General features: G+C 74.0%; 8 protein-coding genes. 1 reads left to right on the top strand and 7 read right to left on the bottom strand.

The genetic code is table 11. The annotated features are described in order from the left end of the window. Window positions 1-128 precede the first annotated feature (128 nt). Entirely contained in the window at window positions 129-878 is a 750-nt protein-coding gene (locus IG98_RS0122310; protein ID WP_030915289.1) for a GntR family transcriptional regulator, read from the top strand. Between the two features lie 105 nt (window positions 879-983). Here the strand turns inward: IG98_RS0122310 and IG98_RS0122305 are convergent, their stop codons facing one another. From IG98_RS0122305 to IG98_RS0122275, 7 genes are all read right to left on the bottom strand, one after another. After that, complete coding sequence (locus tag IG98_RS0122305) at window positions 984-2,363, bottom strand: helix-turn-helix domain-containing protein (RefSeq protein WP_084195573.1); 1,380 nt, start codon at window positions 2,361-2,363, stop codon at window positions 984-986. A gap of 381 nt (window positions 2,364-2,744) precedes the next feature. Next, a complete protein-coding gene (locus tag IG98_RS0122300) occupies window positions 2,745-3,173 on the bottom strand; it encodes a nitroreductase family deazaflavin-dependent oxidoreductase (RefSeq protein WP_030915282.1) in 429 nt (142 codons plus the stop codon). Between the two features lie 121 nt (window positions 3,174-3,294). After that, window positions 3,295-5,277, bottom strand: a complete 1,983-nt coding sequence (locus tag IG98_RS0122295) for a hypothetical protein (protein ID WP_037970979.1) — start codon at window positions 5,275-5,277, stop codon at window positions 3,295-3,297. After that, a complete protein-coding gene (locus IG98_RS0122290; RefSeq protein ID WP_211264052.1) occupies window positions 5,274-8,975 on the bottom strand; it encodes a vWA domain-containing protein in 3,702 nt (1,233 codons plus the stop codon). Before IG98_RS0122290 ends, IG98_RS0122295 begins: the two co-directional genes overlap by 4 nt. Further along, window positions 8,972-10,159, bottom strand: coding sequence for an ATP-binding protein (locus IG98_RS0122285; RefSeq protein WP_030915272.1), 1,188 nt, complete (start codon window positions 10,157-10,159; stop codon window positions 8,972-8,974). Before IG98_RS0122285 ends, IG98_RS0122290 begins: the two co-directional genes overlap by 4 nt. A gap of 139 nt (window positions 10,160-10,298) precedes the next feature. Beyond that, window positions 10,299-15,284, bottom strand: a complete 4,986-nt coding sequence (locus IG98_RS0122280) for a DNA-binding protein (protein ID WP_245651665.1) — start codon at window positions 15,282-15,284, stop codon at window positions 10,299-10,301. Then, a complete protein-coding gene (locus IG98_RS0122275; protein ID WP_030915267.1) occupies window positions 15,281-16,159 on the bottom strand; it encodes a DUF4132 domain-containing protein in 879 nt (292 codons plus the stop codon). The genes IG98_RS0122280 and IG98_RS0122275 overlap by 4 nt, the downstream gene beginning before the upstream one ends. Between the last annotated feature and the right edge of the window lie 152 nt (window positions 16,160-16,311).

Below are 16,311 nucleotides of genomic sequence, written 5' to 3'. Positions count from 1 at the left end.
CGGCGAAGAGGCCGGATAGGCTGCATGACGGAATTCGTCGACAATGGTGGCGATGGCAGGGATCCCGCGGTTGTCCTTTCCCGCCGACCCCATGGTGACGCGCTGCTCGAGTGAAACCGAGGTGGGCAATGGCTGCGAGCACCAGCCGCCGGGAGAGCAATTACAGCGTGCTCGCCCGGGAGGTCCGTAACCAGATCCTGCAGGGTCGCTACGCGGACGGACGGCGCCTCCCGACAGAGGCCGAGCTCGCCGAGCGCCACCGAGTGAGCCGGCAGACGGTGCGGCGCGCGTTCCAGGACCTGGTCGCCGAGGGCATGGTCTACCGCATCCCGGGACGTGGCACGTTCGCCACCCCCAAGGACGGCACCTACATCCGACAATTCGGATCCGTCGAGGACCTCATGGGCCTCTCCGTCGACACGCGGATGGACATCACCGTTCCGTTGCACCGTCAGGTCGACGTGGGCGCGGCGAGCAGGCTGCGACTGTCCAGCGATCTCGTCTACAACCTCGTCTTCCGCCGGCTTCATGACACCACGCCGTTCTGCCTGACCACGGTTTTCCTTCCTCCCGCCGTCGGCGTCACCTTGGCGTCCGTTCCGGAGCTCACGGCCGAAGGGGCGACCAGCGAAGTGACCATCATCGGACTCCTGGACACCCGGCTCGAGGCGCCCATCGCCGAGGCGGACCAAAGCATCACGGTCGCGCTGGCCGACAAGTCGACCGCCCAGCAACTCGGCTGCTCCGCAGGGCATCCCCTGCTACGGATCGATCGCCTCTACTTCGACACCGCCGAACGACCAGTCGAACTGGCGATCAGCTACTTCCTGCCCGAGCACTACTCATACCGCACCAACCTGCGGCGCAGCGTGACCTGACGAGGCAGTCGATCATCTGATGCCGACTTGACCTTACCGGCCGTCACGACCGGCTCCGCCCCGCTCGGCGCACCGAGCGGGACGAGAACCGGCCCCGTGGGCGAACTACCCGGCCACCGCCCCGCGCGAAGTGCCGAGGTGCGCCGGAATCACGGGAGTCATCACCTCACGCCACGCCGAACCGGGTGGCGTCTCCATCCGCGAGCAGACCCCCACGCTTTCGAGGGCCCGACGATAGGCGTTCGTCTGCCTCTCCGGCGATCCGGCCCGCCCCCAGAGGTCGCCGATCTCGCGCCAGAGCCTGGCCGACTGCCTGTCGGTGCGGGAGGCCGGATCGGCGAGCGCCTCCTGCGCCTCCGCCAACGCCGGGCCGCCGTCGTTGGAGCGTGCCAAGGCGAGCTCGGCCAGGACCACGTACGCCATGGCCGGCACCGCCCCGCGCACACCGGTGAGCAGGCCGAGAGCCCGGTCCGCCAGGTCGGCGGCGGCGTCCAGGTCGCCGGCGTGCAGCCGCACCCGAGAGAGCACGATCAGGCTCCGGGCATGTTCGACCGCCCCGGGGGACAGACGCGTGAGGACCTCGGCCGCGGAGGCGGCGAACTCGCCCGCCCGGTCAAGGCCGGCCCCCTCGGGGCTCGCGGCGGTGATCCACGCCCAGCACATCGCGCTCCGGGCATAGTCGGAGGCCATCCGGGTGGACCGGCCGGCGGCGATGGCGTCCTCCGCGAGCCGCAGGGCCAGCGCGGAGTCCTTCTCCGCCGCGGCCGCGCTGGCCTGCCACAGGCCGAGAACCTCCGGACCGTGGCCTGTGGCCTCGGGCACTCCGGACGCCGACAGCACCCGCTCGGCATATGCCAGGTCGATCTCCGTCTCGGCGAGCACCACGGCGAGGTCGAGAGCCAGGGCGCCCTGGTCGAGCCCGAGCCGAACGGCCTGCGCCAGAGCGTTCAGCCCGAGATCCCGGGCGCGGAGCGCGTCACCGGCTCGGTGGTAGCAGCGGCAGAGTGCCACGACGACCGGCAGGTCGGCGAGGCGCTCGGGATGCGCCGCGGCCTCGCGGCGAAGCCGCTCGTACGCCTCGACCGCCTGCGCCGTGTGTCCCTGGGCCTCCAGCGCACGAGCCTGGCCGAACCTCGCCTGCGCGGCGAGAGCGGCGTTGTCGTCACCCGCGGCCCTGACCGTTTCCGCGAAACGATCGGCCGCCACGACCGGATCCCCGTGACACAGCTCCAGTTCGGCGTGGCGCAGCGCGAGCCCGGTGTCGACGCGCTGGTGCGGCTCGATCCCGTGAAGCAGGAACTCGATGCCGCAGCCGAGCCGCTCAGCGAGCAGGCGCGTGACGTTCGGAGTGGGATTCCGCTTCCCTGACTCGATGAGCGAGACATAACTGTCAGACAGGTCGGGCCCGGCCAGCTGCGCCTGGGACATGTGCTTGCTCAACCGCAATCTGCGGATGCGGTCACCGATGCTTGCTTGACTGGCCATCAGCACACCCGTTCCGCCGGCGGCACGATGAGATCCACGCCCCACTCCTTACGCACGGTTTATTGTCAATTACAGTAGATCGTACTGCCCTTGGTGGCCAGCATTGTCGCGGTCCAAATGAGATCACGAACAGCTCACGGCCTCGCTGGGCCCCGCCATCGGATCGCGGCCGTGCGCGCGACCACAACGGTCGCGACCCGCCTCTGACTCCGTCGCGAGATCCCCGCACGGACCGGTGGTCACGGCTGTTCCTGCCCCCTTTCCCGCGCCGCCTCGGTGAGGGCGGCCGGCCGGGACGAATCGACAGCGCCGGCGAGCATTCTCCCGGTGCTCCGGTCCGTCCCGGTGGCACGGTCATGACCGGGTGGCGGGCCTGGGGCCTCAGGCGGGTGTGAGGATCACCACCGGGATGTCGCGGTCGGTCTTGCGCTGGTAGTCGGCGTACTCGGCGTGAATGCCGACCATCTGCCGCCACAGCGCGGGCTTCTCCTCGGCGGTCGCGGTCCGCGCGAGGGCCGTGAACGTCTCGGCTTCCACCTGCACCTCGACCTGGGGCAGGACCAGCAGATTGTGATACCACAGCGGGTGGCCTGCGGCCCCTCCGTTGGAGGCGACGATCACGTAGGCGTCACCGTCACGACCGTAGATCAGCGGGGTGCGACGGCGCACCCCGGACCTGCGGCCGACCGTCGTCAGCAGCAGCGTCGGCCTGCCGTGATAGAGGTGGCCCTCCGCGCCGTTCGACTCGACGTACCTGCGGGCGTGCTTGGCGACCCAACCGGTGGGAGAGTCGGTGATCTCATCGCTCATGCCGCGCACGCTATCGGCCACCGGTGACATTTCTTGATCCGGTCCTTCCTGTCCGCACCCGCCAGGGCGGTCGCCCGGGGCGGCCGAACACCGGGGAGCGCCACGGATCCCGATACGGATGTCATCCGGCCCGCTCCCCGGTAGCGCGGGCGTCGTACCAGGACGCCCGGACCAGTGCCCGTTCCGTGGCCGCGAGATGGACGGCGGCGGCGAGCCACGTCCAGGCGTACCGGTCGCCGCCGGAGTCGGCCAGGCGGCCGAACACATCGCGGGTGCGGCGATCGGCCTCCGCGGTGAGCGCGTCGGCGAGGTCGGCGGCGGTCTCGAAGCCCGCGCGGCGGAGCGCGGCCCGCTGGGCGAGGGAGTCGCCGCGCGCGGACTCCGCGACCGTCCGCCGCCCACCGGAGACGGCCAGCTCCACCAGGCGGCGCGCCCGCCACAGGGGTGTGGCCGCCACCGGGTCGGGGCCGGCCTCGGCCGCCTCCTCCCGGGGCCGGCAGTCCTCCCGAGACGGGAGGTGGGAACCTCGCAGGCGGTCGTATCCGAGATCGGCGCGGTCCATCCACTCGGCGGGCAGGCGCAACGTCGGGCCGGCTCCGGGAACCGGCCCGATCGCGAGCGGGCGCAGGGTGGCGGCCCTGTCGGGGTCCAACCTGCCGATCACCCGTACCCTCAGCCCCGGCCTGGACGCGAGCTGCCGCAGGTTGGCGACATGGGCCAGATCGGGATGTGAGTCGGCCGGCGCGAGCCGGATCAGCGGTCCGCGGAGGGAGCCGTCGGCGCCGGAACGTCCGGCGGGCGCGGGGGACGTGCCCGCTCCGCCACCCGGCTCCGCACGGGGCGTCAGCTCGCGGGCGAGTACCCGGTCGCCCTCGGCGCCGACGATCACCAGGTCGCATCCGACCGGCCGCCCCGCTCCCCCGCCGTCCTGCGGATCGTCCCAGGGGTCCCCGGAGAACGTCACCCCGGCGGTCTCGGCGAGCGGCCTGGCGAACAGGGCCGCCAGCGGCGAGTCCGACCAGGACAGACCGGCGACGGGGTTGGCCCGCACGCCGCGACCCGCGCCGAGACGGCCCTCGGGGGAGATCTCCGCGCCGGAGATCAACAGCCCTCCTCTCGCCAGCCCCGCGTGGTCGAGAGCCGCGGCGCCGAGCGCGACCGTGGCGGTGGCCGCACCACGGGCACGTGCCGATCCTCCGGGCCTGACGTCGGCGACGGAGAACCAGCGGCCGTCCTCGGCGACGAGGTGGGTGACCACCCCTCCGTAGCCGGTGGCGCTGATCACCGGTTCCCGGCAGACCCCGTACACCTTCAGTGCCTCACCCTGCCGGTAGGCGCGGCGCGCGGTTCCCACCAGGGCTGGATCGGGGTCGGCCGCGGCGAGCCTGCCCGCGGTCAGCAGAAGTTCCCGGAGCGCGGAGACCAGGTCGGCCAGGCGGTGGCCGTCATGGCGTGCGCGAGCGGCACGCAGGCCGCGCACGACGCGCAGGGCGGCGGCCTCGGCTCTGTGCAGGCCCGCCAGCCTGGCGGTGTGGGCCGCGCGGAGCAGCTCCGCCTGGGGTACCGCTCCGGCACCGGGCACCCCGCCCACGAGCACCGCGGTGGCAGCGTCCCACAACCCGGCCGCGGCGGCCATCTGCCTGGATCCGGGCCCGGCCTTTGGGGCGGCTCTCCCGGTCGTGTGCTGTGCGGTCTCCCGGCCGGGAACCGGGTCGAGGGGCGCACCCGAACCCGCGCCCGAACCGGACGACGCGTCGGCGACCGGCTCGGCGGTCGCCGGCAGGCCGGCTTCCGCGACCGGGCAGGCGCTCAGTACGGCGGCGCGATGCAGGCAGCGGGGCGCGAGCAGGCAGCCGCACCGGGCCGCATCGGGGTCGGCGATCGTGCCCGAAGGCCCCCGGGTGAGGGTGACCACCGCGTCCTCGCCCCAGCTGATGGAGACGGTCTGCCCTGAGACGGTGGCGGCAAGCCCGGCGCAGCGCTCGATCGCCGCGTCGAGTTTCTTCCGTAGCCTGGGGGTGAGCTCCTCCACCGCCGAGGCGACCACGTGCGGCTCCACCGGTGGCAGTTGCCCGGCGAGGGAGGCGGAGGCTGGAAGGTTCAACGGTTCTCTCCTCGGAGGCGGTCGCCCACCCAGCGGGCGAGGGCGAGCGGACTGAGTGCCGCGACGGGCATCCCGGCCGCGACGAGTTGCCGCGCGACAGGCACCGAGTAGCGCGGGGTCCCGGTGTCGTCCAGGGCGGCGCAGCCCAGCAGGTGCACGCCGGAGGAGACGAGGGAGCGGACCTCACCGAGCAGCCCTCCGAGCGGGTAGCCCTCCTCGAAGTCGCTGACCACCACGACGAGCGTGCGACTCGGCACGGTGACCAGGGAGCGCGCGTGGGCGAGCCCGGCGGCGATGTGGGTGCCACCGCCGACCCGCACGTCGAGCAACAGGGACAGCGGATCGGCGACCCGGTCGGTCAGGTCCATCACCTGGGTGGAGAAGGCCAGGAAATGGGTGGAGAGGGTGGGAACACCTCCCAGGACGGCCGCGGTCAGCGCGGACCAGACCACCGAGGCCTCCATCGAGCCCGAGACGTCGACCACGAAGACCAGCCGCCAGTCGGCCTCGTCGCGTACCCGCGTGCTGAAGACCGGCCGCTCCGGGACGACGAGAAACCTGCCGTCGCCGGTCCTGCGGGTGTGCGCCAGGTTGGCCCGGAGCGTGGCGGGCAGGTTGAGCCGGCCGCCGGGGCGGCGGGTGGGGCGCGGCGTCGCCAGGCCGGCGAGCGCCGGGCGCATCCGGGTGGCCAGCTCCCTGGCCAGCTCGGCGACCAGGCGGCGGACCAGCGGACGGAGCCGGGCCAGCCGCTGCTCGGGCAGCCCGCCCGCCAGGGACAGGACAGAGGTCAGCAGCTCGATCGACGGACGTACCGTGTCGGGGTCGAGCTCGGACAGTACGTCGGTCCGCCCGCTGTCGGCCGCACGGGCCAGCACCTCCTCCCGCACCTCGGTTCCGAACAGTACGTCGAGTTCCGCTGCCCACTCGCGGGCGGAGGGGAAGGAGACGCCCTGCCCGCCGCGGTCGCCGCCGGAGCCGAGGTCGGCTGCCCCCTCCCCCCTTCCCATCCCGTACAGCTCGTCCAGGGCGTGCGCGTAACGCCTGGCGTCGGCGGGCAGCCGCCCCGACTCCCTGCCGAGGAGCAGCCGCCACCGGTCGGCCGGAGCGAGGCGCCGCGAGGCGGCCCCCCGCTCCGCCGCGGGTACGGCGGGGAGCACCGGCCCCGTCCTTTCCGCAGGAACGGCCGGAAGGTCCGGCTCCCCGGCGACCGTGACCTCCTCGCCCGGCGGAAGGAGACCGGGCACGCGGAACCGCAGGGTGTTCAGCGCGGCCAGCCCGGCGGCGTCCGCGGCGGCCCAGAGGGCCAGCATCTCGGGCGGGGCGCTCAGCGCCAGGTCGAGCCGGTCGCCGAGACGGTCGGTCACGGCTCGCAGCAACCGGTCCCGTGCCGCCGGGGTGAGCGTGTCGAAACCACCGCGCAGTGCGGGAAGACGGTCCAGGAAGCCCTGGTCACTGAGGCCGTCGACACGATCGAGCAGCGGGTCGAGGGCCCCGGCGGCCGACTGCAGGAGCGGGCCCGCGGCGGCCAACAGGCCGACGAGCGCGCGGGACAGGCGGTGTCGGCCCTCCGTGCCCGTGGCGCCGTCGACCCATCCCGCGATTCTGGCCCCGAGGGTGCCGGGCGCGTCCAGGTCGAGCAGGATCCGGGCCGCGAGCGCGGCCCCCTGGACGAGCGGTGAGCCGGTGCGCGTGAGAGTGTTCAGCGCGTCGTCGAGACGCAGGCCGAGCCGGTGCTCGGCGGAGCGGGTGGCGAGCGCTGTCAGGGCGGTCGCGTCCTCGGGCCGGTCACTGCCGGCCAGCCCTGGCAGGGACCGTACGGCGGCCTCCAGCAGGATGCCGAACAGCTCCGCGGCCCGCTTCCGGCTCTCCGGCGTGGTTCCTGGAAGATGCTCGCGGCGCAGTGCCTCCAGCAGGTCGAGGGCCCCGAGCAGGTCGGGCAGCCCCGCGGTGGCGGGGAGCAGGGCGACGGCGTCCTCGATGCGGTCCGCGACCAGGTCCCGCAGATCGCAGACGGCTGCGGCCCGCAGCCCGGTGAGAATCGCCGCGCAGGTGGGGCCGCCCTCGGCGGCCTCCCCGCGGAAGGTCTCACGCAGCGTTCCCGCGGCGGCCAGAGCCGCGGTGACGCCTCGGATGCCCGCCAGGTCCAGCAGGGCGGCGACCGAGGGGGTCCAGGAGAGCGACCAGCGGGTGGTGAGTGCCGTCGCGTCACCCGTACCCGCCACCTCGACCGGCCGGCCGTATCCGGTTCCGCACACCAGCAGGCGTTGCAGCAGGATCTCACGGCGGCGGTCCAGGTCGGAGCGGAGCGGGTCGAGGCGGACCTCACGGGGACCTGGATCGCCGGGGTGGGGCAGCCGCAGCTCCGCCAGTTCGGCCTCGACAGCGGGGCCGAGCCCGGACCGGGGTGTGCCAGGCGCGATCCTGCCGCGCTCGGTGCCGACAAGGACCGTCTCGAGGGCGCGGGCGAGCGCCCGGCCGCGTCCGAGGGGTTCGCCCTGGCCGAGCACCGTCGTCACCGCCTCCAGCAGCTCGCCGCGCCCCGGCGCGGGCAGACCGCGCAACCGGGCCAGGTCACAGGCCAGCCGGAGCGTCTCCACCGCCTCGCCGGTGCCCGCCGTGTGCCCGGCGGCGCGCAGCTCGCGGCAGAGCTCGGTGATCGTACGGGCGGCGGCGTCCCTGATCTTCCCGGGATCGCCGCACGCGGCGAGGACCGCCTGCTGCCAGCGCGGGTCACGGATGCCCGCCGGGTAGCCGGATCTGGAGTCGAGCAGGTCGAAGGCGTACGGGACGAGTGACGTGGCGGGCGAGGGGTCCTTGGCCGCCGGCGCGCCAGGGGCGCCGGTGCCGCTTCCAGGGACCACCCGATCGGGAGTGACCAGGGCGGGGGCGTGGAAAGCGCCGACCACGGCGGCGACCCGCCGGCCGCCGGCGGCGGCCTCCGCGAGCACTCCGCGCATGTGCGCCTCACGGACCAGGTCACCGGCCGGCACTCCGCCCGAGGCCTCCGCGTCCTGCCGCAGCGCCCAGCCGACACCCAGCGCCGCTCGGCGTACCGCCTCGGGCGGGCACCCGGGGGCGAGCACCTCGACGGCACGGTCCCACATGTCGTCTCCCGCCCTGCCCGTGACCGAGGCGGTGAGGGCATCGGCGAAGGCCCTGACCGGCGGCACCTCCGCCGGGTCCGGCCGGGCGTCCGGCCGAGTTGGATCGCTCGTATGCCAGCCGGGGTCGGAGAGCGAAAGGTCGCAGCAGAGCACCTCGACCCCGCGTTCGCGTGCCCAGCGGATGGCGGCCAGCTCCGGCGAGAAGTCGGCGAACGGGTAGAACCCGAGCCGCCCGTCGCCGCCCGTCCCGGCGAGGGCGACCGGTGCGAGGGTGGCCGGATCCGCCAGGTGGACCAGCCATGGCTGGAAGTCGGCGGGCAGCTCGACGCAGACCACCTCCGCGGCGGCGGCGTCGAGCAGCGCCGGAACCGCCGCCGCCAGCGCGGGGCTGTGGTGGCGTACGCCGAGCAGGTAGGGACGCGTGGCCCCGGCCAGCGCATCGATCGCCTCCCGGGGGTGGGGACCGGCCGTCCTCCCGGTGCCGCCCTTCCACGAGGCCGCCTCCGAAACCTCGGAGCCCTGACCCGCCGTTCCCCGGGTATGCGCGTCCCTCGCGCCCGTACCCTGCGCGCTCGTCTGCCGATCGCCTGTCAACGCAGGTTCTCCCGTAGGTCCCAGAGGCGGCGCCACATCGCGGAACCGTCCTCGGCGCGGCGTCGCACCGGGCCGTCCCAGTAGCCGAGCAGCCGCGCGTGGTCGGCCGGATCGTCCTTGCGGACCACGCCGAGCAGGTGGCCGGGCATCAGGTCGAGGACGTCCCCGCCGGGGAGGTAGGCCGCCGCCACCCCGAGGGAGGCCGCCACCTGCACCGCCTCGGCGGTGGACATCACGGTTCCCGGCCGTTCCACGTCCCAGCCCTCGGCCGAACGGCCGGAGCGCAGGTCCCGGAAGACCGTGACCAGGGCGTCCAGCACGGCGTCATCGACGCCGAAGGCCGCGCCGGCCCGTCGCACCACGGCGGTGGCCTGTCCGCGCACCAGGGCGGCCTCGGCGGCGGGGTCGGCGATGGGGGCGACCGTCTCGAAGTTGAACCGGCGCTTGAGCGCCGCCGACATCTCCGAGACCCCACGGTCGCGCAGGTTGGCCGTGGCGATCACGGTGAAGCCCGGAGCCGCCGGCGTCAGCGCGTCGGGCGTGCCGGCGAGTTCGGGCACGCTGAGGCGACGGTCGGACAGAATCGACACCAGGGCGTCCTGCACCTCCGGCAGGCAGCGGGTGATCTCCTCGATCCGGGCGACCCGCCCAGATCGCATGGCGGACAGCACCGGGGAGTCGACCAGCGCCTGGCGGCTCGGCCCCTGGGCCAGGAGCAGGGCGTAGTTCCAGCCGTAGCGGAAGGCGTCCTCGGTGGTACCCGCGGTGCCCTGCACGGTGAGCGCGCTCGTGCCGCAGACGGCGGCGGCGAGAAGCTCGGAGAGCATCGACTTGGCGGTGCCGGGCTCGCCGACCAGCAGCAGGCCACGCTCACCGGCGAGGGTGACCACGCAGCGTTCCACCAGGGAGCGCTCGCCGACGAACTTGGGAGCGATGACGAGCCGGGTGGGCGAAGCGAGGCCTTCGCCCTCGCTCGCCTGCCGCGATCCGGGCAGTTCGAGGGCCTGTCCCTCGCTGCCGCAGACGAACGTGACGACCGCGCGCGGGGTCAGCGACCAGCCGGGGGGCCGGGAGCCGTTGTCATGGGCGGCGAGGAAGGCGAGCTCGGCGGCGTGCCGTTCCTCGGCCGGCAGCGTCTGCCGGCCGGAGGGAGCCGGGGGGACCGTCTGTTCGGTCATGGTCATCGAGAGAGATCCTTCTGTCTGTCGTACCGTCCGATCGGCCGGAACGCACGGGGCGAACCCATGCGCGTTCCGGCCGATCGGGCCGTTGAGAACTGCTGGTTCCTGGTGAGCGGTCCGCGGGGAGGCGGAGCCCCTCTCCTCAGCGGCGCCTGCCGCGCCGCACGCGAAGCTCCTCGAATCGAGGGACGTCGCCGTCGCGGACCCGCTGCCAGGCCCTGGCGTAGAGGTCGGCGGCGGGTTCGGTGGGAACGACCACGCCGAGCGGCGCGCTCTCCGCGCTGAGCAGGTCGAACATGGGGAGCTTCCACTGTTCGAGCGGGAGGTTCGGGGTTTTGAGGTCCGTCCAGGCTCCCGGCAGGAACAGGGAGCGACCGGCTCGGGCGCGGCCGGCCTCGACCACCAGGTCGGTGGCGGCCAACTCGGCGCGGGCAGCCTTGAACCGCGCGGGCTTCCATCCGGTCCACCGGGTGACGTTCTTGTCCGTGGGGTCCGGCATCGCGAGCAGCGCCAGGTAGAGCGTGGCGGCGTCCTGGCCCAGCCCGTACCGCTCCGCGACCTCGGAGAGCAGCGCGGGCACGGAACGGGAGGGATTCTGCGGCCACCAGGTGCCGTCGGCCGCGCGCTCCCCCGCCACGGGGTCTCCAGGGTCGCCGAGAAACGCTTCGAAACGCGGGTCGCGGGCGGTGCGCAGTGCCGTCTCGACCGGGAACGGCTCCTGGTCACCGGTCAGGGCCCGCAGGGCGGGCAGGTAGGGATCGCTCCCCGACGCGTCGAGCAGAGCGACGCGCAGACCTGGTGCGGGCTGGTCGTCATGGGTGGCCATGATCACCGCGCCGTAGCGTTCCCAGCCCTCGGCGACCTCGGTGGGGGCTCCGGCGACCTTCCTGAATCCGGGGAGGTCGACGTAGCGGCCCAGGTCGAGCAGGAGCTCGGGATTCGCCAGCCGGTCGGAGACCGCGGCCAGCACGGCGGGCAGCACGGCGCGCACGGCATCGCCCGAGGGCAGCCGGTGGGCCAGCCACGCGGTCAGCGCGACCGTGGAGACCAGCGTGGCCTCGGTGAACCCGGTGCCGGCACCGTCGGCCGGGGAGACACGGTCCCCCTTCACCCGCCAGCGCAGGTCGGTGCTGAGCTCCGGCGCCGAGGCCGGATCGAGCAGGGCGGGCAGCGCCCGGCCGGGCTCCCATCCGGTGCGCACCGCGCGGGCCGCCTCGCCGAGAAGCCACTCCGGGACGGCGGCACGCCGTCCCACCCTGTCATTCCACACCCGCGCGGCGGCGACGACGTCCGGACCGTCGGTCCACAGCGCGGCCGGGCTCTCGGGCAGCAGCGCGGCGACGACCTCGCGCCGGATGTCGGCGTCCAGCCGGCACAGCTCGTCCTTGGCGACGGCGGCCTCCGCCGCCTTCAGGCCGAGCGCGGTCCGCATGTCGGAGGGCAGGAAGTTGCGCTGGTAGGTGTCCACGTACGGCAGTCCGGCGACGACCAGCCTGGCCATCGTCGCGGTGACCCCGGTGAGCCGTGCGAACTCCTCGGCACCCTCCGGCCGCCAGGGCGCGGGACCACGTCCGGCGAACTCCCCGAGGAACTCGCCGAGCCAGCCCGCGTGCCTGGCCTCGCCGACCGTGCCCAGGGAACGCACGCTGTAGGGGTGAGGGACTTCGAAGCGACCGGCCGGGTCGTGGAAGAGCCCCGTGAAGGCGCAGCCGCCGCTCTCCGGGACGGCCTCCAGGAAGGCGATGAAGGCGCCCCCCTCCAGCGGGAGCACTCCGCGCCAGCGGCTGTCGTACCATTTGCCCCTGGCGTCGTCGAGCCAGCCGCTTTCCAGATGCGCCACAAGCCGGCGCCACGAGGCGGGCTCGGCCGCGCAGGCCAGTCCGAGCGTGTCGATCTCGGAGAGCAGCCTCCGCAGCGCCTCCGCCCGCTCGGGTTCGAACGCCGACGCCGCCCGGTAGGCGATCGCGGCCGACTGGTGGAGCAGTGGCTCCCATCCCAGCCGGGAGTGCGCGAGTTCCTGGCCGTCCAGGTGAAGGCGGACGGTCGGGCCGGAGGGAACCCGCTGCTCGCGGCCGATCGTCCGCAGCTGCTGGAATACCCCTCGGTGCTGCTCCTCCCTCGACCAGTGGTCGCCCGAGACGCCGAGGCCGTTGAGTGCCTCGATGAGCGACTGGTCACCGGGGCCGTCCGGCTCCTGCTCCGCCTGCTCACCCGTGAGTGCGCCGGCGAGCCTGGCCGCCGCCGCGTCCAGGCTCGCCTGCTGCGCGGCGGCGAACGCCGTCACCCCGGCGACTCCGGTGATGAGCGCGTCGTGGGTGAGTCTCGGCAGCAGCGTGCGGACCAGCTCGCGCAGCTCCTCCCGGGCCGAACGCGTGGTTCCCGGGGCCTGCCCCGGCTGGGTGGTGTTCGCGAGCCGCGCATGGTCGAGGGAGCTCGCGGCCTTCAGCAGGGCCGCCGCCGTCTCCCTGTCGATCCCGCGCAGGGCCAGTGAGCCCTCCGGGTCGCGGGCCCGCATGAGGTGCCAGTAACGCGGGGGCGGCAGCAGCGCGGTACCTTCCGCGAAGGGGCCCGGCTCCCTGTCCGTCAAGGCCGTCGCGACGACGGCGCCCTCAGGATCGACGAGCTTGATCTCGTGGTGGTTCCTGACGAGGGCACGCGGCCGGTCGTCGCCGGGAAACGTCACCGCGCGCGACGGTCGGCCGGGGCCGTCCTGGCCGTCGCGCAGGGTGACGGTGCGACCGGCCAGGTCCTCACCGCGTAGCGACCCGTCGGGCAGCCGGACCGTCCGCCAGCCGAGCAGGCCGCCCACCGGGACGCCGGCCGGGGTCGCCTCTCCTTCGAAGGGCAGCACCCAGCCTCCCTGGAAGGTGCTGCCCGTCGGTGCCGAGCGCAGCGCGTCGGCGAGGAACCCGGGCATGCTCAGCCTGCCGTCCGCCATGCCGGACGGGTCGTGCTCGCGCCAGTGCTCGACGTCGCCGTCCCAGGTCCAGAACGAGGTCCCGTCCCCGATCAGCCGGCGCCTGCGGGGCACCGCGGTGTCACCCGGGTACAGCACACCGGCGCCCGTGGTCCTCCCGCCGCCGGGCAGCGGCAGGGTGACCGTGTCGGCACCCAGCATCCACCTGTTGTCCGTCCCCTCCAGCGTCAGGATCGTGCCCGCCGAGGAGTGCCAGTATCCGCGCAACTCGTCGCCCGCGCCGTAGGTGTGCCAGTAGACGAGCAGTTCACCGTCGACGTGCTGGAAGCCTGGATCTCCCCAGGTGTCGTCCGGGGCGTGGCGCAGGTCGTGGGTGAGCACGGTCCCCTCCGGGCCGATCACCCTGGCCTGGGAGGGCCCCGAGACGATCAGGTTCGGCCAGGCGTCGGCGACCTCGACCTCGCGCACGCCCTTCGGGCCGGTGAGATCGGCGACCGCGTCCTCCCAGGCCGGCCAGCCCAGCTCGTCGAGGAGCCCGCCGCGCAGCGTCCTGGCGAGCTCGGCGGCGAGGTCGGCCCGTACCGCCTCGGCGACCTTCTCCTTCGCGAGGGCCAGTGCCTCGCCGGGCAACCAGGTCAGCCGCCTGAGCGCGTCGGGCAGCTGCGGCAGACCGGTGGCGACCGAGCGCCGGGCGACCTCGCCTACCCAGTCGGCCAGCATCGTCCGGCCGCCGGGGGACGCCGCCAGTCGGCGCACGGCACGCCGCCCGTCGGTGTCGTCGTAGAAACTGTAGGCGGCGTGGTGGAACGCGGGCCGGAACCGGGGGTCGGCGGCCAGCGCGAGCAGGTCGCGCCGTTCCTCCTTCCGGGCCCAGAATTCCAGCAGGAGACCCACGCCGTCGCCCGGAACGGCGACCGGGACGTCCAGCGACAGCAGGAGGTCGAGCAGGTCGGGTTCCGGCTTGAACGGCACGCCCCCGCCCGTGACGGCGAGCTCGGCACGTAGCCGTCCCGCCACGCGCTCGACCAGCGTGTACAGGCCCGGCAGCCGCGAGCCGGACCGCCGTCCCGGATTCCAGATGCCCAGGAAACGCCCGAGCCAGCCCGCTGTGCCGTCGGCGGGACGCTCCCACTCGGGCACCTCGTCCGCTCCCAGGCCCGCGACGGCTCCGGAGGCCTCCAGCATCTCCAGCCAGAGGGCGGGCATCTCGCCGTCACCGTTGGCGGGCATCATGTTCAGCAGCGTCCCGCGGATCGCGGGTTCCCTCCGTGCGAGGGCCACCAGGGCGGGGCGATGCGCCTTCCACCAGCCCAGCGGCGCCCCTGAGGTGGCGGGCAGGCCGAGCAGGTCCGCCAGGTACGCCTGCTCCTCGGCGTCCGCGTCGCGCCCGGCGGCCCTGGCCAGGCGGCGCAGTTCGGCGGCCATCTGCGCGGACGGTGACAGCCCGGCCGCCGTGCGGCGCACACACAGCCGGCGGACCCTGCGCAGGGCCTCACCGGCCGGCACCCGGCCCGCCAACTCCTTCGCGTACGCCGACAGGGCCTTGACCGGCAGGGCCCCCGCGAGTGCGAACTCCAGGAACACCGCGTCAAGCCGGTCCTCGTCGACAGGCAGTCCGTGCTCCGCCTCGGCCCTGCGCGCCTGGGTGAACAGCTGCGCCGCATAGGCGGTGTTCTCCACCGAGAGGAACGCCCGGCCCGCCTGTTCGAGGAACGTCGGCAGGAAGTGCGGGACGGCCCCGGCCAGCTGTGTGGCGAGCCGCTGGTAGGCGTCGAGGGCGGCCTTCGGCTTGGACTTCACCTGCCTGCCCGCGCGGTCCAGCTCCGGTACCAGGGCGAGTGCGTGGTGGCCGTCCTGTGGGTGATGCACGAGCACCCACTCGGGGAACCCGAGCGAGCGCCGCAGGCCCACCCCGACGACGACCGGCTCACCGTCCGGCTCCAGCCCGAGGAAGCGGGCCGCGGCATCCTCCGCGGCGCCCAGTTCCTCGGCGACCAGGCGCACCACCACCCGCTCCGCCAGCCCGGGGTGCCGGTAGGCGCGCGCGGTCAACGGCACCGCCCGCTCACCGCCCCCGCTCGTGCCGGACGGCAGGACCGCCCCGGCCTCCAGCAGCTCCCGAGCCATGGCCGCGCCCGTGACCTCGGCCCGCTCCGGCTCCCCGGACGGCTGACTCTCCGGGGTGCCCGGCGGCGACGTGGTGTGGCTCACGCGTTCGTTCCCTTCTCGACATCGCGGCCGGCGTACAGCGCCGCGGCCATGCGCATTCCCTCCGACCAGGCCACACGGCCGACCTCCCGTGACGGCAGCCGCCTGCCCTCCCGGTCGCGCCAGGTCAGGTCGCCCGTCTCGGTCTCGCCGTCCCAGTAGGGCTCCCCGATCCAGACAGAGGCCTCGGCGCTGCGCTCCGCGTCGCGCACCACACAGGTGGCGTAGCCACCGGAAACGCGGTAGCCGAGCGAGGTCGCGCGGGCGGCGAGGCCGAACCGGGAGGCGAACCTTCCCCCGGCGAACTCCTTCACCTCCGCGACTTTCTCCCCGGGCTTTCCCGGCTCCGCGGGATCGACCGGCCTGCCCCAGGTCGCCCGGTGGATCTGCTCGACGCGCTGGGTCACGCCCAGCTCCGCGGCGAACTCCCTCAGCTCCTCCAGATCCGGCAGCAGCACCGGATGCGGCAGGGTCACCGTCTCCGGGGACAGCCGGACGGTCTCGCCGTCCAGGTTCACGATCCGCAACTCGCCGAAGTCCGTGACGTCCCGCAGGAAACCCGCCTCGTCGTCGCCGACCACCACCAGGTCGCGCAGCACCGACCGCCACGCCTCGTCCGGCCACACCCGGGCCACCAACTCGGTGGGAACGGGCAGGGATGACACCATCCAGGCGTCCACCCGCGCCACGCAGGCGGCCTCGTGCCGGTCGAGCCATTCGGCCAGGCGGCGCAGCCGCTCGACCTCAGGATGCTCACGCACCTGTTTGGGCAGCGACTTCAGCCGCCGCCCCGCCGCCCGGCCGGAGGTGGCCCTCGCCGCCACCCGGCCCTCCACAAGAGCGACCTCATACCCGTCGCCCGCCGCCAGCCAGCCCAAGGGATCCCGCCTCTCACCACACACGGATTGCCGACGTTCGCGGGGATCTCCTCACCCGCGACCGTGATGCGCGGAACGCTAACGCCCCTGACCGACAAACCCGTACCCGGCGGGCATGGTCCGGGCCAGAACGGCTCCGGCGTCGGACGGCC

The sequence above is a fragment of the Streptosporangium amethystogenes genome, assembly GCF_000721075.1.
In the GTDB taxonomy this organism is placed as follows: domain Bacteria; phylum Actinomycetota; class Actinomycetes; order Streptosporangiales; family Streptosporangiaceae; genus Streptosporangium; species Streptosporangium amethystogenes.
This window is presented reverse-complemented; position numbering and strand designations above follow the sequence as displayed.

What these genes read in the sequence shown, in the direction of transcription:
- IG98_RS0122310 (WP_030915289.1), top strand. Translation starts at nt 129, where the DNA reads ATGGCTGCGAGCACCAGCCGCCGGGAGAGCAATTACAGCGTGCTCGCC.
- IG98_RS0122305 (WP_084195573.1), bottom strand. Translation starts at nt 2,363, where the DNA reads ATGGCCAGTCAAGCAAGCATCGGTGACCGCATCCGCAGATTGCGGTTG.
- IG98_RS0122300 (WP_030915282.1), bottom strand. Translation starts at nt 3,173, where the DNA reads ATGAGCGATGAGATCACCGACTCTCCCACCGGTTGGGTCGCCAAGCAC.
- IG98_RS0122285 (WP_030915272.1), bottom strand. Translation starts at nt 10,159, where the DNA reads ATGACCATGACCGAACAGACGGTCCCCCCGGCTCCCTCCGGCCGGCAG.